The organism is Acinetobacter sp. WCHA55 (assembly GCF_002165305.2).
In the GTDB taxonomy this organism is placed as follows: Bacteria; Pseudomonadota; Gammaproteobacteria; order Pseudomonadales; family Moraxellaceae; genus Acinetobacter.
On sequence record NZ_CP032286.1, the window covers coordinates 2,048,043 to 2,069,683 of the forward strand.

Below are 21,641 nucleotides of genomic sequence, written 5' to 3' on the forward strand. Positions count from 1 at the left end.
ACAACCAATCCACACTACTTGTCATCTTTTATTTTAAAGCCGCCACTCGTTCTTTGCTTTCTAAAATTTCAGGCAAACTTTTTTCAATCCACCCTATCAAATACATGGTTTTCTCAGCTGCTTGAGAGCCCAAGATCGTCAATTGGTACTCTACTTTGGGTGGCACTACGGGATAAACCGTCCGTAGAATAAAGCCATCATGCTCAAGAGTTTTAAGAGTTTGGGAAAGCATTTTCTCACTCACGCCTTCTATACGTTGTTTCAGCTCACTAAAACGGTGTACGCCATCACTTAAACAACGCAACACCAGTACCGACCATTTACTCGTAAGATGCTCCAAAATTTCACGAGACGGACACTCCGTGGATAAAACTTGACCTAACAATTTGCTTGTCGCATAGGTGTGCATCATTTCTCTCCATTTGGTTTATTACTTACTTTTTGGTATGTACTTTCATTTAGTAAGTTATCAGATTAAGATAAAACCATCAAGTACAGAAAACAACCAATATAGGTGACTTATGAAAATTGCAATCACAGGTGCAACAGGCCAATTGGGTTCTATTGTGATAGAAAAACTTTTACTACAAACTGAGGCCAACAACATTGTTGCGCTTGTGCGAAACCCAGCCAAAGCGGCACATCTCACAGCACAAAATATTGAAGTGCGTGAGTTTGACTATGACCGACATGAAACTTTAGTCCCTGCTCTATCAGGAATAGATAAATTACTACTCATTTCTGCAAATGAAGTCGGTCGCCGTACACCTCAGCACAAGGCAGTAATTGATGCTGCAAAAGTGGCCAGTGTTCCTTATCTTGCTTATACCAGCTTACATCGTGCAGATACATCTCCACTCGGATTAGCCCAAGAACACCGTGAAACCGAAAAACTAATTCAGGACAGTGGAATCACTTATACCTTCTTAAGAAATAACTGGTATAGCGAAAACTACCTTGCAGGTGTTGCTCACACCATTGAAATTGGGACGCTTTTTGGAGCAGCTCAAGATGGTCGCATTAGCTCGGCATCACGCATAGATTATGCTGAAGCTACAGCGAAAGTCTTAACATCAACTGGCCATGATAATCAAACCTATGAACTAGCAGGTTCACAAAGCTTTAGCCTTTCAGAGCTTGCAACATTGATTGGTCAAGTAGCGAGTAAAAACATTAATTATCAAAACCTAAGTGCGGAAGAATACACTCAAGCCCTAACTCAGGCGGGCTTACCTGCTGGCTTAGTTGAGGTCATCGTTGATGCAGACATTCAAACCATACAAGGTGCAATGTACAGTGACAGTCAAGACCTAGAACAATTGATTGGACGTGAAACTACAAACATTCAGGATGCGATCGAAGCTGCACTTTAAGCCACCCTTTTGATTTTCACATGCAAACTCCATCAATGATTGGTGGTGTTTTCTTTATGGATGAATGTTCTTCACGGGTAGTGTCATATTCATCTTCAAATTCGCAGTCGTGCTTCGCTCTATGTTGTACATGGTGGCATTGAAGCTTGCTATTTTTCGCATAGTCATTGGATCATTCAAATTAAGCTGTGGCGCAAACTGATGCAACACATGCAGCCGTACTTGCTCATTGAACTCAAAATAAACCAAGCCATTAAACATAATTTTGATCGGAATCTGATAGTCTTGCTTTAAATGAAATGGTACAGCCAGTTTAATCGGAATATTTAAAGTGAGCGGAAACTTAGGCAATAGTTTATTTTGATAAATTAGATCTGTAGTTGTCTCCAAAGGCATGTTTTGATCAATAAGCACCTCGGTTTGATAATCAACTGATACGGAAACTGGTACTTCTACTTCGAACTCTATATTTGCCAAATATTTTCCATGTAAAGGCAAATTAATTTTTTGATCAATTTTCAGTTGCGTATCTAAAGTTCCAACAGATTGAGTTTCTAGATAATTACCCACTTGGATTTTTGTCGGTAAAGAGTCTGACAGTTGAATTTGTGCTTCACTCGCTGACACTTGCATACTGGCTTGAATATTCAGGTACAACCAAAACAGCGTACCCACCAAAATGACAACACATACAAAACTCATGACAAGCCGCTTCACAGACTGGAATATCCACATACTTCCTCCTATGGCTTCACTTGTTCTTGAGGTAGAGGTTTTTCACGCAGTAATTGCAAACTGTTGAGTGGAATCTTCAACTCCCCCTGCTTAATTTCAATTGGCAATGTATTTTGCACATCCACCGAAGCTTTCAATGCCGTTTTAATGGGAACGTTTAAATGTCCTTGTATTGGAATATTGGTCTTAACCACTGTATTTACAGGAATATGTAGATTTTCTTTCAGTACAGTTTTCACAGGTACATCAAATTTGAGGTGTACTTGCTGTTCCAGTGGCACATCAATATGAATGGGAACATCCAGCTGAATAGGAATATTGCCTTTTAAAGGCAAAGTCACATCTCGCCCCATGACTTTCACCTGTACCTTGGTATCTACAGGCATACTCTGATTAATTTTCAAGGTTTCACGTACTGGAATGGTCGTTTTGATCGGAACCTGATTATCAAAATACACCCGTGGAGTCAGCGTTTGGGTTAGTGGAATATTCAGGTTTTCACGAATTGGAATTTCTGCATTGACGCGCCCTGTGACATCAACATCTAAGGCATCATGAATTTTAACCTCAGCTTGTAAAGGCTCTTGCAGATCAATACTAACCTTTTGATTTTCTAAAGGAATATAAATATTAAAGTGTTTAAATGTCCAAATAGCGATAAGTACACCACATACAGATGCCAACACAATGAATGCTAATCCACTTAGTATATGCTTCACTTGCAAATTCAAATTCCTTTTGTTTTATTTTCTTTTTTATCTGACAAATATCATCCTTTTGTCAGCCTAGAAAGTCATTGAGGGCGGTAACCAACCAGACTCCTTAGTTTTTATCACCCTATTCTACACAGTATTCTAATTATTCTAAGTAAATTAGTAGGAATTAAACATTGGCAACTCTTACCACTCAAGCCAATACTTATGTCACTCTAATGTACCTAATCATCCTTAACTCATAACAACAGCGCAAAAAAAAGAGCCTCTATTGAGGCTCTTTTTTGCGCTATTACAAATTATGCATTTGTTTCAGCTGGAATTTTTGGATAGCTTACGCCGCCCATTTGCTCTGCAATACGTAACACTTGGCAGCTATAACCAACTTCGTTATCGTACCAAACATATGCAGTTAAACGGTTGCCCGAAGTAATGGTTGCTTGCGCATCAAATACACCTGCAGTACGCGAACCGATAAAGTCAGATGATACAACTTCAGTCGAGTTGGTATAACCAATCTGACCTTGAAGGCTAGAGCTGATTGAGATTTTACGAATGTATTCGTTCACTTCATCACGATCCACTTCTTTATCTAAAGTTAAGTTCAAAATCGCAAGTGAAACGTTTGGTGTAGGAACACGTACAGAGTTACCTGTCAGTTTACCTTGAAGTGCTGGAAGTGCTTTAGCAACTGCTTTAGCCGCACCTGTTTCAGTAATCACCATGTTCAACGTTGCAGCACGACCACGACGGTCTGCTTTATGGTAATTGTCAATTAAGTTCTGGTCGTTTGTGAACGAGTGAACTGTTTCAACATGACCATTCAACACTGTATATTTGTCATGTAATACTTTAAGTGTTGGTGTAATTGCGTTGGTAGTACAGCTTGCAGCAGAGATAATGGTATCTTCATCAAGAATGTCAGCTTGGTTCACACCAAACACTACGTTCTTCATGTCGCCTTTACCTGGTGCAGTCAAGATCACACGTGCAGCACCTGGGCACTTCAGGTGTTGCGCAAGACCTTCAGCATCACGCCATTTACCCGTGTTGTCGATCACTAATGCATTGCTAATACCATAATCGGTATAATCAACTTCAGTTGGGTTTGACGCATAAATCACTTTAATGAATTGACCGTTGGCAATGATTGCTTCGTTTTCTTCATCAACAGAAATCGTACCAGAAAATGGACCATGGATTGAGTCACGGCGTAGTAATGACGCACGTTTTTCCAAATCGCCATCAGATGACTTACGAACCACAATCGCTTTTAGGTTCAAGCCACGGCCAAGACCAGACTGGCCAATCATTAAACGTGCAAGAATACGACCGATACGACCAAAACCGTAAAGAACAACGTCACGACCCTCTACTGAAGTCGCACGACCTTCTACAGCTTTAACAGCGGCTGCAACAAATGCATCAACATCGCCACCTTGCTCTTTAAACGCAACGGCTAATTTGCCTAGATCAATTTCAGCAGTACCGATATTTTCAATTTTAGCCAATGCTTCAAGAATCGGGAACGTGTGTACAACTGAAAGCTCAACATCCATCATACGAGTGAAACGGTGAGCTTTTAAAATTTGGATAACTGAACGGTTAACTAAAGAACGTCCAAACACTGAAACCACAATATTTTTTTCACGGTAAAGCTGACCGATCAAAGCGATCATTTGTTCCGCGATTTCTTCACGGTTTTTCCAGCGACCTTGGTGTTCTGCGTGTAGGGCGATGATAGTCTCTTTGCTCACAGATACGTCCTCTAATTAATTTAATCTAAGCATAAATTTTAAAACCCAACAATTGTAAAGGATTTAACGCCAAGTTTGAATCGAAAGCTGTAAATGCATGATGTTTTTTGTCGTATATTCATTATTAATTTAAGAAATGATTGCATTTAGTCTTATGATTTTGCAGTATAAAAATTAAAAAAAATTTTTTATAGATAAAAAATAAACAGTTACGCAAATGATGTTTTATCAAACAGTCAACTATTCTTAAAGGAGAATAATCAAATAAGAAACTGACTTATCGCCCAAATTCTCGTGCAATGACAGCTCCAAACATCATCAAATTAGTCTGAATGTTGCTGTTTTTCAAAATGCTCAATATTTCGTTCGAGCTGTTTTTTATTTTGTTGCTGTTTATATAAATGCAACACACCTTCAATAATAAGCAAGAAGACCGCGAACCAAATTGGAAAATAAGTCAACCACTCACCTGCCTCTATACGCTCTCCCATGGCAACTGATGCTCCCGCCAGTAAAACAGGCTCCAAATAACTCAGTAAACCAAAGATCACAAAAGGTAAATAACGACTCGCGAGTATATAACTTCCGAGTCCCATCGCACTTAAGAAACCCAGTCCAATGACCGCCAAAATCAGATGTGGAAACTGTTGTATCAAAGCCAAACTATCACTATGCACAAAGCCCAAATAAAACGCGACAGGTAAAATTAAAAACAAATCCCACCAAAAGCCACCCAAATGATCCGTTTTACATACACGACGCAGGAAAAAATACAAAGGATAAGCCAAAGCGATATAGACCGTTTCCCACGCCATACTACCAATGCGCCAAATTTCATGTCCTACCCCAAGCACAGCAAGGGCTACCGCGGCCATTTGCCAGCGAGATAGCTTTTCCTTATAAAGGATGCAACCAACCAACACCATGACCAAAGGCAGTAAAAAATAGCCAAGCGACACCTGTAAGCCACGACCATTCATGGGTCCCCATAAAAATAGCCATAACTGCGTGGTACATAAAACAGAACTAAATAATAACCAAGCAAACATCCAAGGTTGTTTAAAGATACGCTTAAACAACTCCGAAATGAGTTTTAAATCACCACTCCACCACATGAATGCAGTTAAAAAGGGTAAGGTCGACAGCATACGCCAAGCAAAAGTTTGCTCACTATCTAAAGGCTTTAAAAAAAAGGTATAAAAATATAAAACCCCAAAAGTGATGGATGCTAAAACCGATAGTGCAACACCTTTATACATCCTTCACTCCACATTGCTTTACACGATTTTTTGATAGGCAGTAATTATAAAGCGTTCGACTGTATAAAGCTTTATTATTCAAGTTTTAAAATACGTATATGAAACTAAAAAAGCCATGCTTCAGCATGGCTTTCAAGACTTAATAAATTTTACTTTTGCAATTGTTTGGTATGAATCAAATCATTCAAGTCATAACCCACTGACTTTGCATATTCTAAGTATTCATTAATGACCTTTTGGTCTGGTTGTGGCGAGCGAGAAAGTACCCACATATATTTACGGCGTGGCTCACCCACTAAAACCGTTTGATAGTCATCATCAATTTTTAAAATCCAATAATCCCCTCGTGCCACAGGTAACCAACGCACCGCCTCAGGTAAAAAACTCACTTTCAACTTACTATTAAAAGGTGGGTTTTGTACAAATGCTTCACCTATGGACTGCATCAGCTTGCCATCTTGAGCATAACAGCGGTTATCTACGGTCACATTACCATTTTCATTCAGGGTATAAGTAGCCGAGACATTATTTCCACATTTATTTTGGAAATACATTGGCTTACGTGCAATTTCATACCAAACACCCAAATAACGGTCTAATTCAACCTTATCTACCACAGCCAAGGGTTTGCTCTGGGCATAAGCCATGGTTGCCATGCCCAACCCTACTAAAACAGCACCACCTACAGCAATTTTGGCAAGCGTAAAACCCGCCTTGGGAAGATTTGCAGACATAAACTGTACCTTTAATATTTCAGAATTTATGATCTAAAAATAAACATCTCTTTAAAAAATAATGCTTTCTGCCCAAATTACTGTAGCGTTATGTAAATGCAACTTAGGTTAGCAGTTGTGCTTTTAAGCGCAAAATTTCATCTCGCAGACGCGCAGCTTGCTCAAACTGTAGCTCTTTAGAAGCTTTTAACATTTCTTTTTCCAGCTTAGTTAAGTGCTTGGCAAGCAGTTTTGGATCAGACAATAAATGCTGTTCGTCTGCACTGAGTGTCTGATGTTGATCGGCAATATTGCTCTCAACTTGATCATCTGTCAGCACTTCACCTGTATCAATATCCTTTTTATTTTGTCGAATGGTACTACGTGGAATAATGCCATGCAGTTCATTAAACGCCATTTGCTTTTGACGACGACGTTCCGTTTCATCAATGGCTTTTTGCATAGAGTCGGTGATACGGTCTGCGTATAAAATAGCCTTGCCTTTTACATTACGGGCTGCCCGACCAATAGTTTGAATCAAAGACCGTTCAGAACGTAAAAAGCCTTCTTTATCAGCATCCAAGATAGCGACCAAAGAGACTTCTGGCATGTCCAAGCCTTCACGTAATAAGTTAATCCCGACAAGCACATCGTAGACACCTGAACGTAAGTCATGAATGATTTTCACTCGCTCAACAGTGTCAATATCTGAGTGTAGATAAGCCACCTTCACTCCATATTCTTTCAAATACGAGCTTAGATCCTCTGCCATACGTTTGGTTAAAGTCGTCACTAACACACGCTCATCGAGATCTTTACGGATATTGATCTCAGACAACACATCATCCACTTGAGTCAGTACTGGACGCACTTCAATTTCGGGGTCAATCAGACCTGTAGGACGAACCACCTGTTCAGCCACCTGTTCGGCTTTTTCAAGCTCGTATTTGGCTGGTGTTGCACTGACATAAATCGTTGCTGGGGTAATCCGTTCCCACTCTTCAAACTGCATTGGGCGGTTATCTAAAGCACTAGGAAGACGGAAACCATAATTCACCAAGTTTTCTTTACGCGAACGGTCACCTTTATACATCGCGCCAATTTGCGGTACAGTCACATGCGACTCATCAATAATCAGTAAGGCGTCATCAGGGACATAATCGAACAAAGTTGGTGGTGCTTCACCCGCAGGCCGTCCTGACAAATGCCGTGAATAGTTTTCAATACCGTTGGTATAGCCCAACTGCTGCATCATTTCCAAGTCATAGCGGGTGCGTTGCTCAATTCGCTGTGCTTCAAGCAATTTGTCATGGGCACGAAAGAAACCTAAACGCTCTTTTAATTCTTCACGAATCGTGCCGATGGCGCGTTCTAAATTATCTTTCGGTGTTACATAGTGGCTTTTTGGATAAATCGTTACACGCGGAACTTTACGTACCAGTTTGCCTGTCAGCGGGTCAAACCAGCGAATCGAATCCACTTCATCATCAAACAACTCAATCCGAATTGCATGTTGATCTGATTCCGCTGGGAAAATATCAATAATTTCACCGCGGATACGATAGGTACCACGTAAAAACTCAAGTTCATTGCGGCTATATTGCATTTCCACTAAACGACGAATGATGTCATCACGTGCAATACGATCACCCTGTACAATATGGAGCAACATGCTCATATAAGCATTAGGGTCACCCAAACCATAAATAGCAGAAACTGAAGCAACAATAATTGCATCGCGACGTTCTAAGAGAGAACGTGTTGCAGATAAACGCATTTGGTCAATATGGTCATTGATCGCTGAATCTTTTTCAATAAATGTATCTGAAGATGGCACATAAGCTTCGGGTTGATAGTAATCATAATAACTAACAAAATATTCGACAGCATTGTTCGGAAAGAAAGATTTGAACTCACCATAAAGCTGTGCAGCTAAGGTTTTATTATGTGCCATAACAATAGTCGGACGTTGCGTCCGCGCAATCACGTTGGCCATGGTATAGGTTTTACCTGAACCCGTAACTCCAAGTAATAACTGGTCGTGATAGCCCTTTTCTATTCCAGCAACAAGCTTTTCAATAGCTTGCGGCTGATCACCTGCGGGTTGATAATTGGTGACTAAATCAAAAGGTTGTTTCTCACTCACAGACATATCCCAAGATTTGCTTCTTTAACCAACTATTTTAACAGATTCACTCCCGAGCAATTCTTGCTTTTAGATTTTTAATGTAATTTACTGAAAATATTACAAAGATTTTTAACTTGACCCCCCTGTGTTTCAAGGGCAACATGAAGTGAAGAAGAGTGAAAAATCAGAGCCTATGACTTACCAATATCATGACGAAAGCATCGTCAAAAACTTAGATGAACAGACTGTATTTGTGTTTGGTAGTAACATGGCAGGCCAACATGCAGATGGTGCTGCACGTACCGCACTCGAACATTTTGGGGCGATGAAAGGTGTTGGACGTGGTTGGTCGGGGCAAAGTTATGCCATTCCTACCATGAACGAACACTTACAACAAATGCCGCTCTCACAAATTCAACACTATATTGATGACTTTAAAATCTATACCAAAAATCACCCTAAAATGACTTACTTTCTCACCTCTATAGGCTGCGGTATTGCGGGTTATAAAGTTGAAGAAATTGCTCCTATGTTTAAGGGCATTTCTCATAATGTTGTTTTCCCTGCATCATTTCGCCCATTTGTGGAAAGAACACTACCACGTCTGAGCAAAAAGTTTTTGCACACCATTTTTAATGATGCCGTGATTTTCAGCACTCAAAATGATGACATGCTGATTCAGCATTTAGCACTGACCGATAATGAAAAAAGTTTAGCCAAAATTATCCTCAACACACGTATGTATCCAACCGACAGTAATGGTCGCGATCGTGTGTTTGAAATTGAAGATATTTTACATACGCTGTCTGGAAAAATATTTGATTTTGAAACGAATGCTGAGGGGCGTATGCTTTTTGGTGGTGCCATTCTAGCGCTTTTAGAGCTCTATAATATCAATGAGCAAGACTTCATTGAAGTTTGGCAAGGTACACGAGAAATTGCTCCACCAAAGCCTGAACATCGTGCGCGGAAAGCTTCTCGCTGAGATTCATCTTCCAGATAAAAAAAGCCAATTCATTGAATTGGCTTTTTTTACCACCAAACAAATATTTCAATTCATTCAAATACATCACAACATACCTGCAAATGACTGTGTTGTTGCTGTTTTTTTCTTTGCGGTAAGTGCAAACAGATTTACACTCCAAGCCATAATTATAGTTTTCAAGAACTTAAATAAATCATGAGAACAAATAGACAGCTCGACGCATTAAAATCCAAGAGAAAGAAGCACGCCCTTTTCAGTATAGCTATTGCCGTTGTCATGCTTATTGCATTTTATCAACTACCGCAGTTTCAGGATTTTAACTTTATAAACATATCCCCAGTTTACTTTGTCTTCATTGTATGCTTATCCTTCCTCAAAAAGACAAAGAACGAACAACCGAAACAAAATAGCCTCCTCTTAAATATTTTATTCATGGTGGCACCCTTCTTCATCATTAATGCTTTTGCACTTTCCAGTCTCGGCAAATTTACTGACTATTCGGCTGTGCGTATTGCAACCCGTATCCCCAACCCACAACAGATCGAGGGCCAAATTCTACTAAATAACTACACTGTGGGCTCTGGGCGGAATAAATCACATTATGAAGATGTTGTGTTAACAGAACCTTCTCAGCAGCAATCACTAAGGCTGGTCTGCAATTTTATAGATCGCTTTAAGAGCTGCCCGCTCTTAGAAACCCTTCAACAACAAAAAGTCAGTATCCTTTATTACACAGACAATAGTCAGTTTGTCTATCCAGAAGTTTTAGTGTTATCGGTCACAGCGGACAACAAAACCATCAGTAAGCAAGACTTCATGCAAATCTACCAACAACAACAAAGTAATTTTTTGATGCATTTATTCTTCATGGTATTGATTCCAAATCTGTTGGTGATCAATTTATTTTGGCGCGACCATCAATATCAACAATCACCAACTTTTCGCTATCGATCTCAAAGCCTTTAGCGCTTATCACTATCTGCATACAGACTCTTTAAGCCCCCAAACTATCTAGAGTCTATATTTTTTATGAGCGATAAATATGCATTTTTTACCTAAAGCACCCCATAAGCTCACATAAATTTTAAAAATAACTTTTTTTATCACATTATTTTAAAAAGTTTTTTTAACGCTTATACTGCTTTAAATTCCAACATAAAAACGAGATATAAATGCAATTATTGGACTCTCCTATTTTTGAATTATCTCCCATTGCCATGTGGTTAGAAGACTTTAGCGAAGTACAAAAACAATTCGATCTCTGGCGGAGTGAAGGTGTTGAAGATATTGCGTCTTTTCTGTTGGAAGACAAATCACGTATTTTAAGTTGTGCACATAAAATTAAAGTTCTGCATGTCAACCCACAAACCTTAAAGCAATTTGAAGCCAAAAGTTTTGAAGACTTAACCGCAAACCTTGCGCAAATTTTTAAAGCCGATATGTCAAGCACTCATTTAAATGAGCTGGTCGCACTTTGGAATGGTGAGACCTTATTTGAAAATACTGCTGTAAACTATACGCTTACAGGTCATCGGCTTGACATTCGCCTGCGAGGGACAGTACTCCCTGGTCATGAACACGATCTTTCACTGGTTTTGATCACCACGGAAGACATCACGCCTTATGCCAATGCACAACGTTTAGAAGAAAAAAGTCGCTTAATTGCTGAAGCACGTTTTCAATATTCACCTACTTCACTTTGGGTTGAAGACTTTAGCCGAGTCAAAGCACGTTTAGATCATTTACGTCGTTTAGGAATCAGTGACTTTAAAACCTTCCTCGACGTCCACAATGACTTTATTAATGAATGCCTCAGAGACATCATGGTAACCGATGTCAACCAAGCCACACTCGATTTATTTGCTGCACGTGACAAAGACCATTTACTTAAAAATTTGCATAAAGTCTTTCAGAATGAAACCCAACAAACCTTTCGGCATCAATTGCTCGAACTATGGGATGGCAATATTCAACATAACTGCGAAGCAGTCAACTACGCACTCGATGGCAGTATTCGCCACGTACTACTACATTTTGCTGTATTTCCAGGCTTCGAAGACGATTGGGGAATGGTTCAACTGGCGCTCACCGATATCACTGCGCGTAAAAAAGCCGAAAATTATCTTGAGTACTTGGGCAAACATGATGTCTTAACTAAACTTTATAACCGTTCTTTTTACAGCACCGAAATCAACCGACTTGAACGTAACAACCTGCGCCCTGTGTCTTGCATTTTCCTCGATATGAATGGCATAAAAGGCATCAATGACAATCTCGGTCATGATCAAGGCGATAGCTTATTACGTCGTATGGGAAATACTTTAAATCAGTTAATTGAAAATACCCAATACTCTGCTTCAAGGATCGGTGGTGATGAATTCGTGGTGCTATTACCTGCCGCTGATGAAGCCGCATTGCACCACTGTATTGAAAGTCTGCATGAGCTTTTATTGGTAGATAACCAATTTAACAACCATCAACCGATTAGTGTATCGCTTGGCACTGCAACCAGCCAGCCAAATGAACGGATTGAAGATATGCTTAAACGTGCTGACAAAGCAATGTATGAACATAAAAAAACATATTATGCAGAAAATGATCGAAGGGTTACCAATTTCCACTCAGTGAATGATCAATAAAAAAGCGCCCTTAACAGGACGCTTTTTTGAATCAATGGCAAATCAACGTTTACCCATTGAACGACGGGTACCACGTGGTGGCATCCAAGTACGATCTGCATATTGTTCAGGTTTTGGACGAACCTGATTATGTGCAACATCGTCAGCACTTTGTTCTGCATTTGGCATTGGGAATGGGAGATTCACCAAAGGTTTTTTTGAAGTAGGCTGTTGCTTACTCATGACCATCACTCTCATCAAATTGCGCTTATTTTAAAGTTTTTTTCATAAAGATGCGAGAAACTTCCTCATTCTGTATATTTTTGAAATCATTACTTCAAAATTGAATTTTTTTTATGTTTTTTGCAGAAAATCTGTTCTTTTAAACGCCTTGCTTGAGTTTTTTAAGCTAAGATAGTGTGCTTTTTATTTTTTAAACCCTATAAGAAGGAATACTGCCGTGGACGTACGTCTCTCTGATCGTGTGAATGCCATAAAACCGTCCCCAACTCTTGCTGTTACCAACAAAGCTGCTGAATTAAAAGCGGCTGGCAAGAACGTTATTGGCTTGGGCGCAGGTGAACCTGACTTCGACACCCCACAACACATCAAAGATGCAGCAATTGCAGCGATTAACAACGGTTTCACAAAGTATACCGCTGTAGATGGTACGCCTGGCCTTAAAAAAGCGATTATTGCAAAATTTAAGCGTGACAATAACCTTGATTACGCTGCAAACCAAATTTTGGTTTCTTGCGGCGGCAAGCAGTCATTCTTTAACTTAGCATTAGCTTTGCTAAACAAAGGTGATGAAGTGATCATCCCTGCACCATTTTGGGTAAGCTACCCAGATATGGTGATTATCGCTGAAGGTGTTCCTGTTATTGTAAAATGTGGTGAAGAACAACGTTTCAAAATCACCCCTGCTCAACTTGAAGCAGCGATCACAGACAAAACGCGTTTAGTGGTTTTAAACAGCCCATCAAACCCAACAGGGATGATCTACACTAAAGCTGAATTAGAAGCTTTGGCTGACGTTCTTCGTAAACATCCAGAAGTTTATATCGCTTCTGACGATATGTACGAACCAATCCGTTGGGATGACGAATTCTACAACATCGCAACAGTTGCACCAGACCTTTATGACCGCACAATCGTGTTAAATGGTGTGTCTAAAGCGTATGCAATGACTGGCTGGCGTATTGGCTATGCAGCGGGCCCTGCTAAGCTGATTGGCGCAATGAAAAAAATCCAATCACAATCTACTTCAAACCCAACTTCTATTTCACAAGTTGCTGCTGAAGCTGCATTGAATGGGCCTCAAGACGTTCTTGAGCCAATGATTGAAGCATTCAAACGCCGTCATGACTTAGTAGTTAGCGGTTTGAACGACATCAACGGTATTTCTTGCCTACCTGCTGATGGTGCATTCTATGCATATGCAAACATCCGTCCATTAATTCGTGCGAAAGGCTTAAAGTCTTGTACAGAATTCTCTGAATGGTTATTGGAAGAAACTGGCGTTGCCGTAGTTCCTGGTGATGCATTTGGCTTAGGTGGCTTCATGCGTATTTCTTACGCAACTGCTGATGAAGTACTTGTAGATGCGCTTGCACGTATCAAGAAAGCTGCTGATTCAATCGAAGGCGTAGATGCTGCGATTGCTTCAATTGCTGCTGAAAAATAATTTAACCCTTTAAAGTTAGATTAGAGAAACCCGCGAACTTCGCGGGTTTTTTATACAAATATTAAGTGAATTTACTTAGTTTAGATATTTGCGGTAGTACAAACAAATCAGACATAAAATTGCTGAACTTGCATAAGCAAAGGTAGCAAAAACCCAAAATGAATGGATACCCATCGAAGGGATATTTATCTCAAAAAAACTCATCGGGTGAAAGGCAAAATACCAACCGCCACCCAGCCCAACGACAAGCAACATAAAACTATAAATGAACATTGGAAGCAAAGTGACCTGCCAACAACGTAGTAAGTTTACAGCGATCGCAAGCATTGCATCTGCGATGTGAAATAGACAGACCAATACAATCAGTGATGAAACCATAAATGCAACGGACTGATCTGAAGTAAATAAAACAACAAATTGCTTTTGAAATAAAAACAAGCTGAAAGACAAAATTGACGCCACCGTCAACACGATATAAACAGCTTTTTGGCTTAATTGCCAAGCTTGTTCTTGGCGACCTTCTCCAATTTTTATCGACAGTAATATGCTAAATGTTACAATCAGCGCATTAATAACATTAAACAACCAATAACCCGCCACCATCACAATTTGGTTTGCCGATAATGCAATATCCCCTAATGGAACAGCAAGCAATGAAATTGAAGTAAATGCAAAAACATCAATGAAAATAACTATACTTGCAGGGATCCCTATACGTAAAATTTTTATTAAAATGTCAAAGTTGAAAAATGGAGCTTTCCATTGAAGCCGATGGCTTTTATCCATAAGAAAAATATAGAAAGTTATAAATATAATACAATATGCTAAAAATGAAGAAATAAATGCACCATAAACACCATATGCTTTTAAGCCCCAAAGTGGTATACCAAAGATAAATACACCTGACAAAATCAACTTTGCAATTAGAAATAAAATATTGCCATAAAAAACCAGCTTAGCTTGACCACAAGTCTGTGTCACAATAAAAAAAACACGCAGTAATAATTGAACGGGTATAATAAACATGCTGATCTTTAAACAAACCAAGATCATCTCTTTTAATGTTGCATCCGCACCAAGTAAATCGACAATAGGATCAGCATGACTGAGTACACATATACCAAACAGGCCCCAAAGCAATACACTCCATATCCCTTGTTTCACGATCAAATCTATCTGATGTAACTCGCCACTCCCCTTTGCTTCGGCTAAAGTCTGCATCATGCCTTGTAAAAGCCCAAAACCAAAGATAAAGACCATACTATATAAAGATATTGCAATTGCTAAGACTGCCACATGTTTTGCACTAAAATGCGATAAATACAGCGTATCGACCAAGCCACTGACCGCAATTGTCACATTCCCTAATAATAAAGGAATAAATAAATCCCAAAATTTTTTCATTATTAAACCAAGAAGTTTCTCTAAACTTAAAGAGAAAGGTACTTATATCTACGATATACCTTTTACTTTTGTATTTTTTTAGCACAATTAAGCAACATTTCATTTTTACTGAAACTGTATCTTGATATACAAGTTTCATGCCGAACATTTTTAGTTTTATTTAATGACGCCGAACAAAATGAAAATATATCTAGCCTATTTACTAAAAATCAATTTAGTTCATTCCATTTTTACATGATATAAAATTAAAATAAGGACAATGATAGAACCTAGCCTCTATCTCAAAAGCTAAAGTCAAAATTAGTTATGGATGAATTGAAATTTACTTATGGACGTTCAGAACCGATTAAATCCGATTTATTTAAATTGGTACGGTTAGACGACGCCGAAATCACCAAAGCAATCCCGACCAAAACAATCACTGCAGAAATGATAATTCTAAAGCTCAATGCTTCACCTATAAACAATGCCCCACCCAGAATTGCTAAACACGGCACAGACAATTGCACACTACTGGCTGTCACACGGTCAATCTGCTTCACTATGGCATACCACAACACATAAGCTCCACTCGATGCTAGACCACCAGACAGCACTGCTAAGATTACACCTTGTGGCTTGATAAAAGCTTGCGTGAAAAATGCTAAATAAACCAGCAATACAAAAGGAATCGCCAGGATAAAATTTGCCAAGCTACTTGCTAGTGGGTTATGCATATTTTTACCTGCAATACTATACATCGCCCATCCCATACCTGAAAGTACCATCATCGTGGCATAACCCAAATGAGGTGCTGAAGCCCCAGGCAACAACAAAATGAGCATACCTAAAAGTGCAATCGCTAAACCAAGACCACAACGCAGATTGATCTTTTCACCATGATACAATCCATAAGCGACCATACTGAGCTGAACCGTACCAAAGAGGAGCAGCGCTCCCACACCTGCATCAATATGCAAATAAGCAAGTGAAAAAGCAACGATGTATAAAGCGGGAAAGAATCCGTTTTTTATGTTCCATTCTATTTTCGCCTTATGTGTAGAAAACCTATAAAGTACCCATAATACTGCGGCACCACTACACACCCGAATCAGGCTAAAACTCATGGGATCAATCTGCTGATCAGCCAAAGCTAAACGACACAGTACAGAATTCGCAGCAAAGGCTAACATCGCTACACAAATTTTAAGCAGCATGTTTGAGCATCCTTATTCAACAGCCTGCTTTAGATATATCGAATATATCTTATTCAATCTAGAGAGTTTTTCTCATGAAATTTATCAATAATTTCGATGTGTAAATCAGATGATTCAACTGAATACCTTATTATTTACTATCATCTGGGGAAAATAAAGCAATCACATCCGCTTCTGTGAGCTGCTCCGTAGAATACTTAAATTGGTAAAAATCAGGCTTATTATCAATATAAATTTCTGTTGTAAGCTTTAAATCTTTTAGCTGTTGTTCCATTGCAAATACATTGATATTGCAATAACTACCGTCCTGTGTTCGCCAAAAAAGCAACGTACCACATTCGCTACAAAAACCTCGCTCACCCCAATCTGATGATTTGAATAAATTTAAATATTTTTGATTGTCAAACTTTAAACTACTGGGTTCTACATCAATACTCATAAGTACCCCGCTCGACTGCTGGCGGCACATCGAACAATGGCAAGCATGGACATCATGATTCTTGAGGACGGCTTGGAACTTGGTTTTACCGCATAAACAGGACACGTTCATTGTGAGTTCCTTCTTCATGTGAAGACTGTGTAAATTACTAATACCTTGTTTATCTTATATATAAATACAAAACAAAAGATTGTATAAATTTTGTGCACCATATTAAAATAATGCCACGTTTAGGCTGCTACGTTCTATCAACACTCAAATTATCAAAATAAATCATCCTAAATCTTGTCCCTACAATATGTTCACAGCATAGGCTCAATCCGTGATTACGATTTCGTTAATTTTGTACTGATTAATCCAATGCTGAATATTGACGAAAAGACTGAATTTTGTTTAATTGGACATCAAGTTCCAAAAAGGAACTAATAGCTAAATATAGGAACAAACAAGATGAATCCCAAAGAAATGACAGGACTACAACTCTTAGAAGCCATGTGCACAGGAAAAATTCCACCTGCAAGTATCAGTGAAACCATTCCCATGCAGCCTTTTGAAGTTTCTGAAGGGAAAATTAGCTTTAAAGCAAAAGCAGATCATCGCCATTTAAACCCGCTCGGTGGCGTGCATGGTGGCTTTGCAGCAACAGTACTCGACTCAGTGACGGGCTGTGCCGTACATACTATGCTTGAAGCAGGTGTTGGCTATGGCACCATTGATCTGAATATTAAAATGTGTAGACCGATTCCAAAACACAAAGAACTGCTTGCCATCGGCAGCGTGATCAACATCAGTAAAAATTTAGGTATTTCTGAAGGTAAAATTTTAGATGAAGACGGAAAACTCTACGCCCATGCCACAGCTACATGTATGATTATTCGTCCCTAAAAAAACAAAAGGCACTGATAAATTTCAGTGCCTTTTTTACGCCAAAATAACTTTAATGCAGTAGAACAGATCAAATTGCTGTTTTAAACGTCTTCAGCGTTTGCAATTTCGAGACATCGGGACGCTCTGCGCCTTTATAAATACAATAGTATTTAAATGCGCTGTCCAAACTCACGTCTAAACTTTTTCCTTCAGCAACAGACCAAACTTTTGAATGATTACTGCCTGATAAAGCACTGCCTGACAACTGATACAAATACAGATCATGCTCTCGCTTCACAGTCTTTTTAAGAGTACTCGCTGACTGTCCGGAAAGGAGCTGACAAGGACTGTTGACCAGCCAACGCTCACTAAACCAAAGTTGTAATAAATCACCCAAATACAAGTCTGTACAACCGACTGGCCAGACATCAATATAGGCAGACTCTACTGGAGTATAGTATTGTTCAGGGTTTGAAATAATAGACAGATACTGATCTTGATAATCAGATAGGTTTGTAAAAATATCGGAAATGGTAAGCGTATTCATTCGCTTTCTCCTGTTTAGCCATTTTAGTGCTGGCAAGTTGGTTATAAATCCACACTGTTTAAGTTTTCACTTAAACGCTCTGTTGTTAAAATCAGACTATCAATGACGTTTCCACATTGCAAGCACTTCAATACGATTTTTTTAAAAAATGATTTTTTTGCTCAAATAAAAAGCATCCAATATAAAAATGGCAACAACATGACATTTTAGACTTGACCCACTATAAAATGTCCTTATAATCGCATTCAGATTCTCCAATAGCTCAGTCGGTAGAGCGACGGACTGTTAATCCGCAGGTCCCTGGTTCGAGCCCAGGTTGGAGAGCCAAATTCTAGAAAACCCACACTATATGTCGTGGGTTTTCTTTTTTTCTACACCTTAAAAACTTCACCACTTAAGAGATAAATCCCGCAGCTACGCTCAATGAAAAACCAGAACTAGACCACTCTCGAAAAATAACTTATCTTAAAAATACCCAAACATGATTCACAAGAAAAATCATGAGCACATCGCAGCAACTGAAATGAAAAAATGAGAAGGATAAATTACAGGTGAATTATCAGAGCAATTAAGTCATATCTCGGAAATTTTGCAAAATACGCTTTCTGATGCAACAATTTTTCATGATGTACAATGGTGGAACGCGGAAGACATGAAAAAGTACAAAAAATCATCGTCAAAATCTCTAGGCACCCCTACTCAAACAACTCATTCCTCTGACTCATATTTCGCGATTTTATTGAAAGAAATTACAGCTCCCCATACATTACCTCCATTTCTTTAATTAAAAGCCCAATCAATAAAGATCGGGCTTTTTAATGAGTCAAGGCTATCCACAGTAAGAATCTGCAACTTCAAACAGTAACATTCACCCGCGTTATTCTTAAGCCGCTTCCGCAGGCACACCACTATGGAAACGGAACACATCATCAGGTGTGCTAATCAGATCTTTTTCAACAGTACGAATATGGTCAATACGGGCTTGAATATCTTCTTTCGGATTTTTCAATTTCCCCGTTTGCGCAACCTCTAAAGCCAAAGCCAAATAGTCTTCAAAATGGCGTGATTCAGACTTTAACAAGTAGCGATAGTAACGACCTAATTCATCATCCACCAAAGGTGCTAACGCATAAAAACGCTCACATGAACGTGCTTCAACAAAGGCACCAATGATTAAAATATCAATTAAAGCCTCAGGCTCATAAGTCCGCACTTCTTTACGTAAACCACCCGCATAACGCCCAGCACTCAGATTACTCCACTCTAGCCCGCGCTTTTTCATAAATTCAAGCATTTGCTCATAATGCAGCATCTCTTCACGAACCAGTTGTGCAAGCTTGACTTGTAAGTCGGTAAAGAAGCTATACCGAAACATCAGGTTCATCGCTGTACCTGCAGCTTTCTTCTCACAATTCGCGTGGTCTTGCATTAGCACATCAAGATTATTCAGGGCTTCAACTAACCAAGCTTTTGGTGTTTCACAGCCCAAGAAATCCATGACGGGCTTCATGAGTTCATCATAATTGATATTCGACATATTCAAATCTTAAAAACTTTAAAATTAACGTGCAGCTTTAATCACTGCTTTCATTTCACGTACAGCTTGTTCCAAGCCGACAAAAATAGCATCGGCAATTAGGGAATGTCCGATGTTTAATTCATGAATCTGTGGAATTTTCGCAATTGGTGTTACATTTTCAAGGTTGAGTCCATGCCCAGCATTCACCACTAAACCTTTTGATGCTGCATATTCAGCACCTTTTACAATACGGTCAAGCTCATGTTGCTGAGCTTCAGGTGTTTCTGCATCAGCATAAGCACCTGTATGAATCTCAATGGTTGGTGCACCGCAAGCAACTGCTGCATCAATTTGTGCAAAGTCAGCATCAATAAACAATGACACATCACAGCCAATCTCAGTCAAGGCTTGAGTCGCCGCTTTGACATCGTCAAAATGCCCAACCACATCTAAACCACCTTCAGTCGTCACTTCTTGGCGTTTTTCAGGAACAAAACATACATGGTGCGGTTTGATTTCTTTCGCAAATGCAATCATTTCATCTGTAACTGCAAGTTCCAAATTCATACGCGTTTTAAGCGCTGGACGCATACGACGTACATCATCATCCTGAATATGACGACGGTCTTCTCGTAGATGCAAAGTAATACCTTCTGCACCTGCTTGCTCGCAGATCAGAGCTGCATTGACTGGATCTGGATAAGACGTTCCACGCGCTTGTCGTAAAGTTGCCACATGGTCAATATTTACACCAAGTAATGCAGCCATATTTATTTCCTAATTACGATTGAGTTTGAGTGTTCTGAATCCACAACTGACGACTTTTTAAGGGACGCTCGCCCAACAATGAACTGATCATTTGTCGATACAACTTGGTTAGCAATTGTAACTGTTCCAAACCAAAATCCCTACCCTTTTCATATTGGCACATGCTTAAAATTTGCTGTCCATTTAAAGTCGCTCGTGAGGCTTGCGCAGTAGGAATGAAGCCTTCATTCAACTGAAAAATATAGTTAAGCGAGGCTTGGATTTCAAGTTGATTAGCATCGGTCGAAAAATCTAAAGCATAACCCAAGTCTTCCAGCAGTTCGTGCTCAAACTGTCTTAGAATTTGTTTTAAAAAGTGATTAGGATTCTCTTGTTGCGCCAGTTGTTGTAATTGCGTTAGCGTATGCGCATACTGAGCAAAACTTTGCTCCATTTGTACTTCGAGTGGGCATAGCCTGAATAGAATTTCATTGAGATAAAAACCTGAAAAAAAGGCATCCCCAAAGAAAAAAATCGGCTGATTCACAATTTCAAGTTTTGTAAAGTTTTTGAGTTCAGATTTACCCGATGCCTGTAAACAAATCGGCTGATATTGTGGTGGTGGCGTTTGTCTTAAAATACCATCAACTCGCCCATGCTCTTGGGTAAATAAATGCACAATATGACTACGTTCACGGTATTTTCTATGGTGAATTAAATAACCATGCAGTACTTCATTACGCATGAGAAATTAACTAATCTTTTTTATCTTTATTATTCTGTTCGCTGTCTTCATCATCCCCATCTGGGATAACAGCACCAACCACTGCTGCAGTTCCTTTTACCACGCCTTTTGTGGTTTTATAAGCAATCTTTACAGGAACGGTGACGATCTTGTGTATACAACCTTGCAAAAATAACATACAAGCTATTACTGCGAACACTTTGACCATA

22 protein-coding genes and 1 tRNA gene are annotated in these 21,641 nt (G+C 39.3%); 7 read left to right on the forward strand and 16 right to left on the reverse strand.

Annotation, left to right across the window (positions count from 1 at the left end):
• Positions 1-28: 28 nt before the first annotated feature.
• Positions 29-409 (reverse strand): winged helix-turn-helix transcriptional regulator, encoded by a 381-nt coding sequence (locus tag CDG62_RS12720; protein ID WP_004980366.1) that lies wholly within the window; start codon positions 407-409, stop codon positions 29-31.
• A gap of 112 nt (positions 410-521) precedes the next feature.
• On the opposite strand from CDG62_RS12720, the gene CDG62_RS12725 reads away from it, so the two are divergent.
• Positions 522-1,373, forward strand: a complete 852-nt coding sequence (locus tag CDG62_RS12725) for an SDR family oxidoreductase (protein ID WP_087526979.1) — start codon at positions 522-524, stop codon at positions 1,371-1,373.
• A 54-nt stretch (positions 1,374-1,427) separates the two neighbouring features.
• Here CDG62_RS12725 and CDG62_RS12730 read toward each other — a convergent pair whose 3' ends face one another.
• The 6 genes from CDG62_RS12730 to uvrB form a co-directional block, all read right to left on the reverse strand.
• A complete protein-coding gene (locus tag CDG62_RS12730) occupies positions 1,428-2,108 on the reverse strand; it encodes a hypothetical protein (protein WP_087526978.1) in 681 nt (226 codons plus the stop codon).
• A gap of 8 nt (positions 2,109-2,116) precedes the next feature.
• Positions 2,117-2,833: an MFS transporter gene (locus CDG62_RS12735; RefSeq protein WP_087526977.1), complete on the reverse strand. Its 717-nt coding sequence runs from the start codon at positions 2,831-2,833 to the stop codon at positions 2,117-2,119.
• Between the two features lie 287 nt (positions 2,834-3,120).
• Positions 3,121-4,578 (reverse strand): glyceraldehyde-3-phosphate dehydrogenase, encoded by a 1,458-nt coding sequence (locus CDG62_RS12740; protein ID WP_087526976.1) that lies wholly within the window; start codon positions 4,576-4,578, stop codon positions 3,121-3,123.
• A gap of 323 nt (positions 4,579-4,901) precedes the next feature.
• Positions 4,902-5,837: an EamA family transporter RarD gene (gene rarD / locus CDG62_RS12745; protein ID WP_087526975.1), complete on the reverse strand. Its 936-nt coding sequence runs from the start codon at positions 5,835-5,837 to the stop codon at positions 4,902-4,904.
• Positions 5,838-5,986: 149 nt separating this feature from the next.
• Positions 5,987-6,571 carry a lipocalin family protein gene (locus CDG62_RS12750; RefSeq protein ID WP_087526974.1) on the reverse strand — a complete coding sequence of 195 codons (585 nt, stop codon included), beginning with the start codon at positions 6,569-6,571 and terminating at the stop codon, positions 5,987-5,989.
• Positions 6,572-6,674: 103 nt separating this feature from the next.
• Entirely contained in the window at positions 6,675-8,696 is a 2,022-nt protein-coding gene (gene uvrB / locus CDG62_RS12755; protein ID WP_087526987.1) for an excinuclease ABC subunit UvrB, read from the reverse strand.
• 175 nt (positions 8,697-8,871) lie between these two features.
• Here uvrB and CDG62_RS12760 point away from each other — a divergent pair, with 175 nt between their 5' ends.
• The 3 genes from CDG62_RS12760 to CDG62_RS12770 all read left to right on the forward strand — a co-directional run bounded on the left by CDG62_RS12760 (position 8,872) and on the right by CDG62_RS12770 (position 12,302).
• Entirely contained in the window at positions 8,872-9,663 is a 792-nt protein-coding gene (locus CDG62_RS12760; protein WP_087526986.1) for a hypothetical protein, read from the forward strand.
• Between the two features lie 432 nt (positions 9,664-10,095).
• Positions 10,096-10,629, forward strand: a complete 534-nt coding sequence (locus CDG62_RS12765) for a hypothetical protein (protein WP_087526985.1) — start codon at positions 10,096-10,098, stop codon at positions 10,627-10,629.
• A 206-nt stretch (positions 10,630-10,835) separates the two neighbouring features.
• The gene (locus CDG62_RS12770; RefSeq protein WP_087526973.1) at positions 10,836-12,302 is read left to right on the forward strand and encodes a sensor domain-containing diguanylate cyclase; all 1,467 of its coding nucleotides are present in this window, start codon (positions 10,836-10,838) and stop codon (positions 12,300-12,302) included.
• Positions 12,303-12,344: 42 nt separating this feature from the next.
• On the opposite strand, the gene CDG62_RS12775 is transcribed toward CDG62_RS12770, so the two are convergent.
• On the reverse strand, positions 12,345-12,524 hold the full coding sequence (locus tag CDG62_RS12775) for a hypothetical protein (protein WP_004693646.1): 180 nt from the start codon (positions 12,522-12,524) through the stop codon (positions 12,345-12,347).
• A 217-nt stretch (positions 12,525-12,741) separates the two neighbouring features.
• Here CDG62_RS12775 and CDG62_RS12780 point away from each other — a divergent pair, with 217 nt between their 5' ends.
• Positions 12,742-13,968 (forward strand): pyridoxal phosphate-dependent aminotransferase, encoded by a 1,227-nt coding sequence (locus CDG62_RS12780; protein WP_087526972.1) that lies wholly within the window; start codon positions 12,742-12,744, stop codon positions 13,966-13,968.
• Positions 13,969-14,043: 75 nt separating this feature from the next.
• Here the strand turns inward: CDG62_RS12780 and CDG62_RS12785 are convergent, their stop codons facing one another.
• The 3 genes from CDG62_RS12785 to CDG62_RS12795 form a co-directional block, all read right to left on the reverse strand.
• Entirely contained in the window at positions 14,044-15,372 is a 1,329-nt protein-coding gene (locus CDG62_RS12785) for an MATE family efflux transporter (protein WP_087526971.1), read from the reverse strand.
• 326 nt (positions 15,373-15,698) lie between these two features.
• On the reverse strand, positions 15,699-16,568 hold the full coding sequence (locus CDG62_RS12790; RefSeq protein ID WP_087526970.1) for a DMT family transporter: 870 nt from the start codon (positions 16,566-16,568) through the stop codon (positions 15,699-15,701).
• Between the two features lie 130 nt (positions 16,569-16,698).
• Positions 16,699-17,118: a GFA family protein gene (locus CDG62_RS12795; protein ID WP_087526969.1), complete on the reverse strand. Its 420-nt coding sequence runs from the start codon at positions 17,116-17,118 to the stop codon at positions 16,699-16,701.
• 339 nt (positions 17,119-17,457) lie between these two features.
• On the opposite strand from CDG62_RS12795, the gene CDG62_RS12800 reads away from it, so the two are divergent.
• Entirely contained in the window at positions 17,458-17,892 is a 435-nt protein-coding gene (locus tag CDG62_RS12800) for a PaaI family thioesterase (RefSeq protein WP_087526968.1), read from the forward strand.
• Positions 17,893-17,962: 70 nt separating this feature from the next.
• On the opposite strand, the gene CDG62_RS12805 is transcribed toward CDG62_RS12800, so the two are convergent.
• Positions 17,963-18,421, reverse strand: a complete 459-nt coding sequence (locus CDG62_RS12805) for a hypothetical protein (RefSeq protein WP_087526967.1) — start codon at positions 18,419-18,421, stop codon at positions 17,963-17,965.
• A gap of 251 nt (positions 18,422-18,672) precedes the next feature.
• On the opposite strand from CDG62_RS12805, the gene CDG62_RS12810 reads away from it, so the two are divergent.
• A tRNA-Asn gene (locus CDG62_RS12810) sits at positions 18,673-18,748 on the forward strand.
• Between the two features lie 556 nt (positions 18,749-19,304).
• On the opposite strand, the gene CDG62_RS12815 is transcribed toward CDG62_RS12810, so the two are convergent.
• Genes CDG62_RS12815 through CDG62_RS12830 form a run of 4 tightly spaced genes read right to left on the reverse strand, consistent with a single transcriptional unit; the run spans position 19,305 to position 21,640 of the window.
• Positions 19,305-19,958 carry a tRNA-(ms[2]io[6]A)-hydroxylase gene (locus CDG62_RS12815; protein ID WP_087526966.1) on the reverse strand — a complete coding sequence of 218 codons (654 nt, stop codon included), beginning with the start codon at positions 19,956-19,958 and terminating at the stop codon, positions 19,305-19,307.
• Between the two features lie 24 nt (positions 19,959-19,982).
• Positions 19,983-20,708: a pyridoxine 5'-phosphate synthase gene (gene pdxJ / locus CDG62_RS12820; RefSeq protein ID WP_087526965.1), complete on the reverse strand. Its 726-nt coding sequence runs from the start codon at positions 20,706-20,708 to the stop codon at positions 19,983-19,985.
• A gap of 13 nt (positions 20,709-20,721) precedes the next feature.
• Positions 20,722-21,432 (reverse strand): DNA repair protein RecO, encoded by a 711-nt coding sequence (recO, locus tag CDG62_RS12825; protein ID WP_087526964.1) that lies wholly within the window; start codon positions 21,430-21,432, stop codon positions 20,722-20,724.
• A gap of 10 nt (positions 21,433-21,442) precedes the next feature.
• On the reverse strand, positions 21,443-21,640 hold the full coding sequence (locus CDG62_RS12830; RefSeq protein ID WP_087526963.1) for an NF038104 family lipoprotein: 198 nt from the start codon (positions 21,638-21,640) through the stop codon (positions 21,443-21,445).
• Position 21,641 lies beyond the last annotated feature (1 nt).

Coding starts and splice junctions, on each gene's coding strand:
- CDG62_RS12750 (WP_087526974.1), bottom strand. CDS start 6,571: ATGTCTGCAAATCTTCCCAAGGCGGGTTTTACGCTTGCCAAAATTGCT.
- CDG62_RS12770 (WP_087526973.1), top strand. CDS start 10,836: ATGCAATTATTGGACTCTCCTATTTTTGAATTATCTCCCATTGCCATG.
- CDG62_RS12815 (WP_087526966.1), bottom strand. CDS start 19,958: ATGTCGAATATCAATTATGATGAACTCATGAAGCCCGTCATGGATTTC.
- CDG62_RS12720 (WP_004980366.1), bottom strand. CDS start 409: ATGCACACCTATGCGACAAGCAAATTGTTAGGTCAAGTTTTATCCACG.
- CDG62_RS12730 (WP_087526978.1), bottom strand. CDS start 2,108: ATGTGGATATTCCAGTCTGTGAAGCGGCTTGTCATGAGTTTTGTATGT.
- rarD (WP_087526975.1), bottom strand. CDS start 5,837: ATGTATAAAGGTGTTGCACTATCGGTTTTAGCATCCATCACTTTTGGG.
- pdxJ (WP_087526965.1), bottom strand. CDS start 20,708: ATGGCTGCATTACTTGGTGTAAATATTGACCATGTGGCAACTTTACGA.
- CDG62_RS12785 (WP_087526971.1), bottom strand. CDS start 15,372: ATGAAAAAATTTTGGGATTTATTTATTCCTTTATTATTAGGGAATGTG.
- CDG62_RS12830 (WP_087526963.1), bottom strand. CDS start 21,640: ATGGTCAAAGTGTTCGCAGTAATAGCTTGTATGTTATTTTTGCAAGGT.
- CDG62_RS12805 (WP_087526967.1), bottom strand. CDS start 18,421: ATGAATACGCTTACCATTTCCGATATTTTTACAAACCTATCTGATTAT.
- CDG62_RS12790 (WP_087526970.1), bottom strand. CDS start 16,568: ATGCTGCTTAAAATTTGTGTAGCGATGTTAGCCTTTGCTGCGAATTCT.
- CDG62_RS12800 (WP_087526968.1), top strand. CDS start 17,458: ATGAATCCCAAAGAAATGACAGGACTACAACTCTTAGAAGCCATGTGC.
- CDG62_RS12775 (WP_004693646.1), bottom strand. CDS start 12,524: ATGAGTAAGCAACAGCCTACTTCAAAAAAACCTTTGGTGAATCTCCCA.
- CDG62_RS12795 (WP_087526969.1), bottom strand. CDS start 17,118: ATGAACGTGTCCTGTTTATGCGGTAAAACCAAGTTCCAAGCCGTCCTC.
- recO (WP_087526964.1), bottom strand. CDS start 21,432: ATGCGTAATGAAGTACTGCATGGTTATTTAATTCACCATAGAAAATAC.
- CDG62_RS12760 (WP_087526986.1), top strand. CDS start 8,872: ATGACTTACCAATATCATGACGAAAGCATCGTCAAAAACTTAGATGAA.
- CDG62_RS12765 (WP_087526985.1), top strand. CDS start 10,096: ATGGTGGCACCCTTCTTCATCATTAATGCTTTTGCACTTTCCAGTCTC.
- CDG62_RS12725 (WP_087526979.1), top strand. CDS start 522: ATGAAAATTGCAATCACAGGTGCAACAGGCCAATTGGGTTCTATTGTG.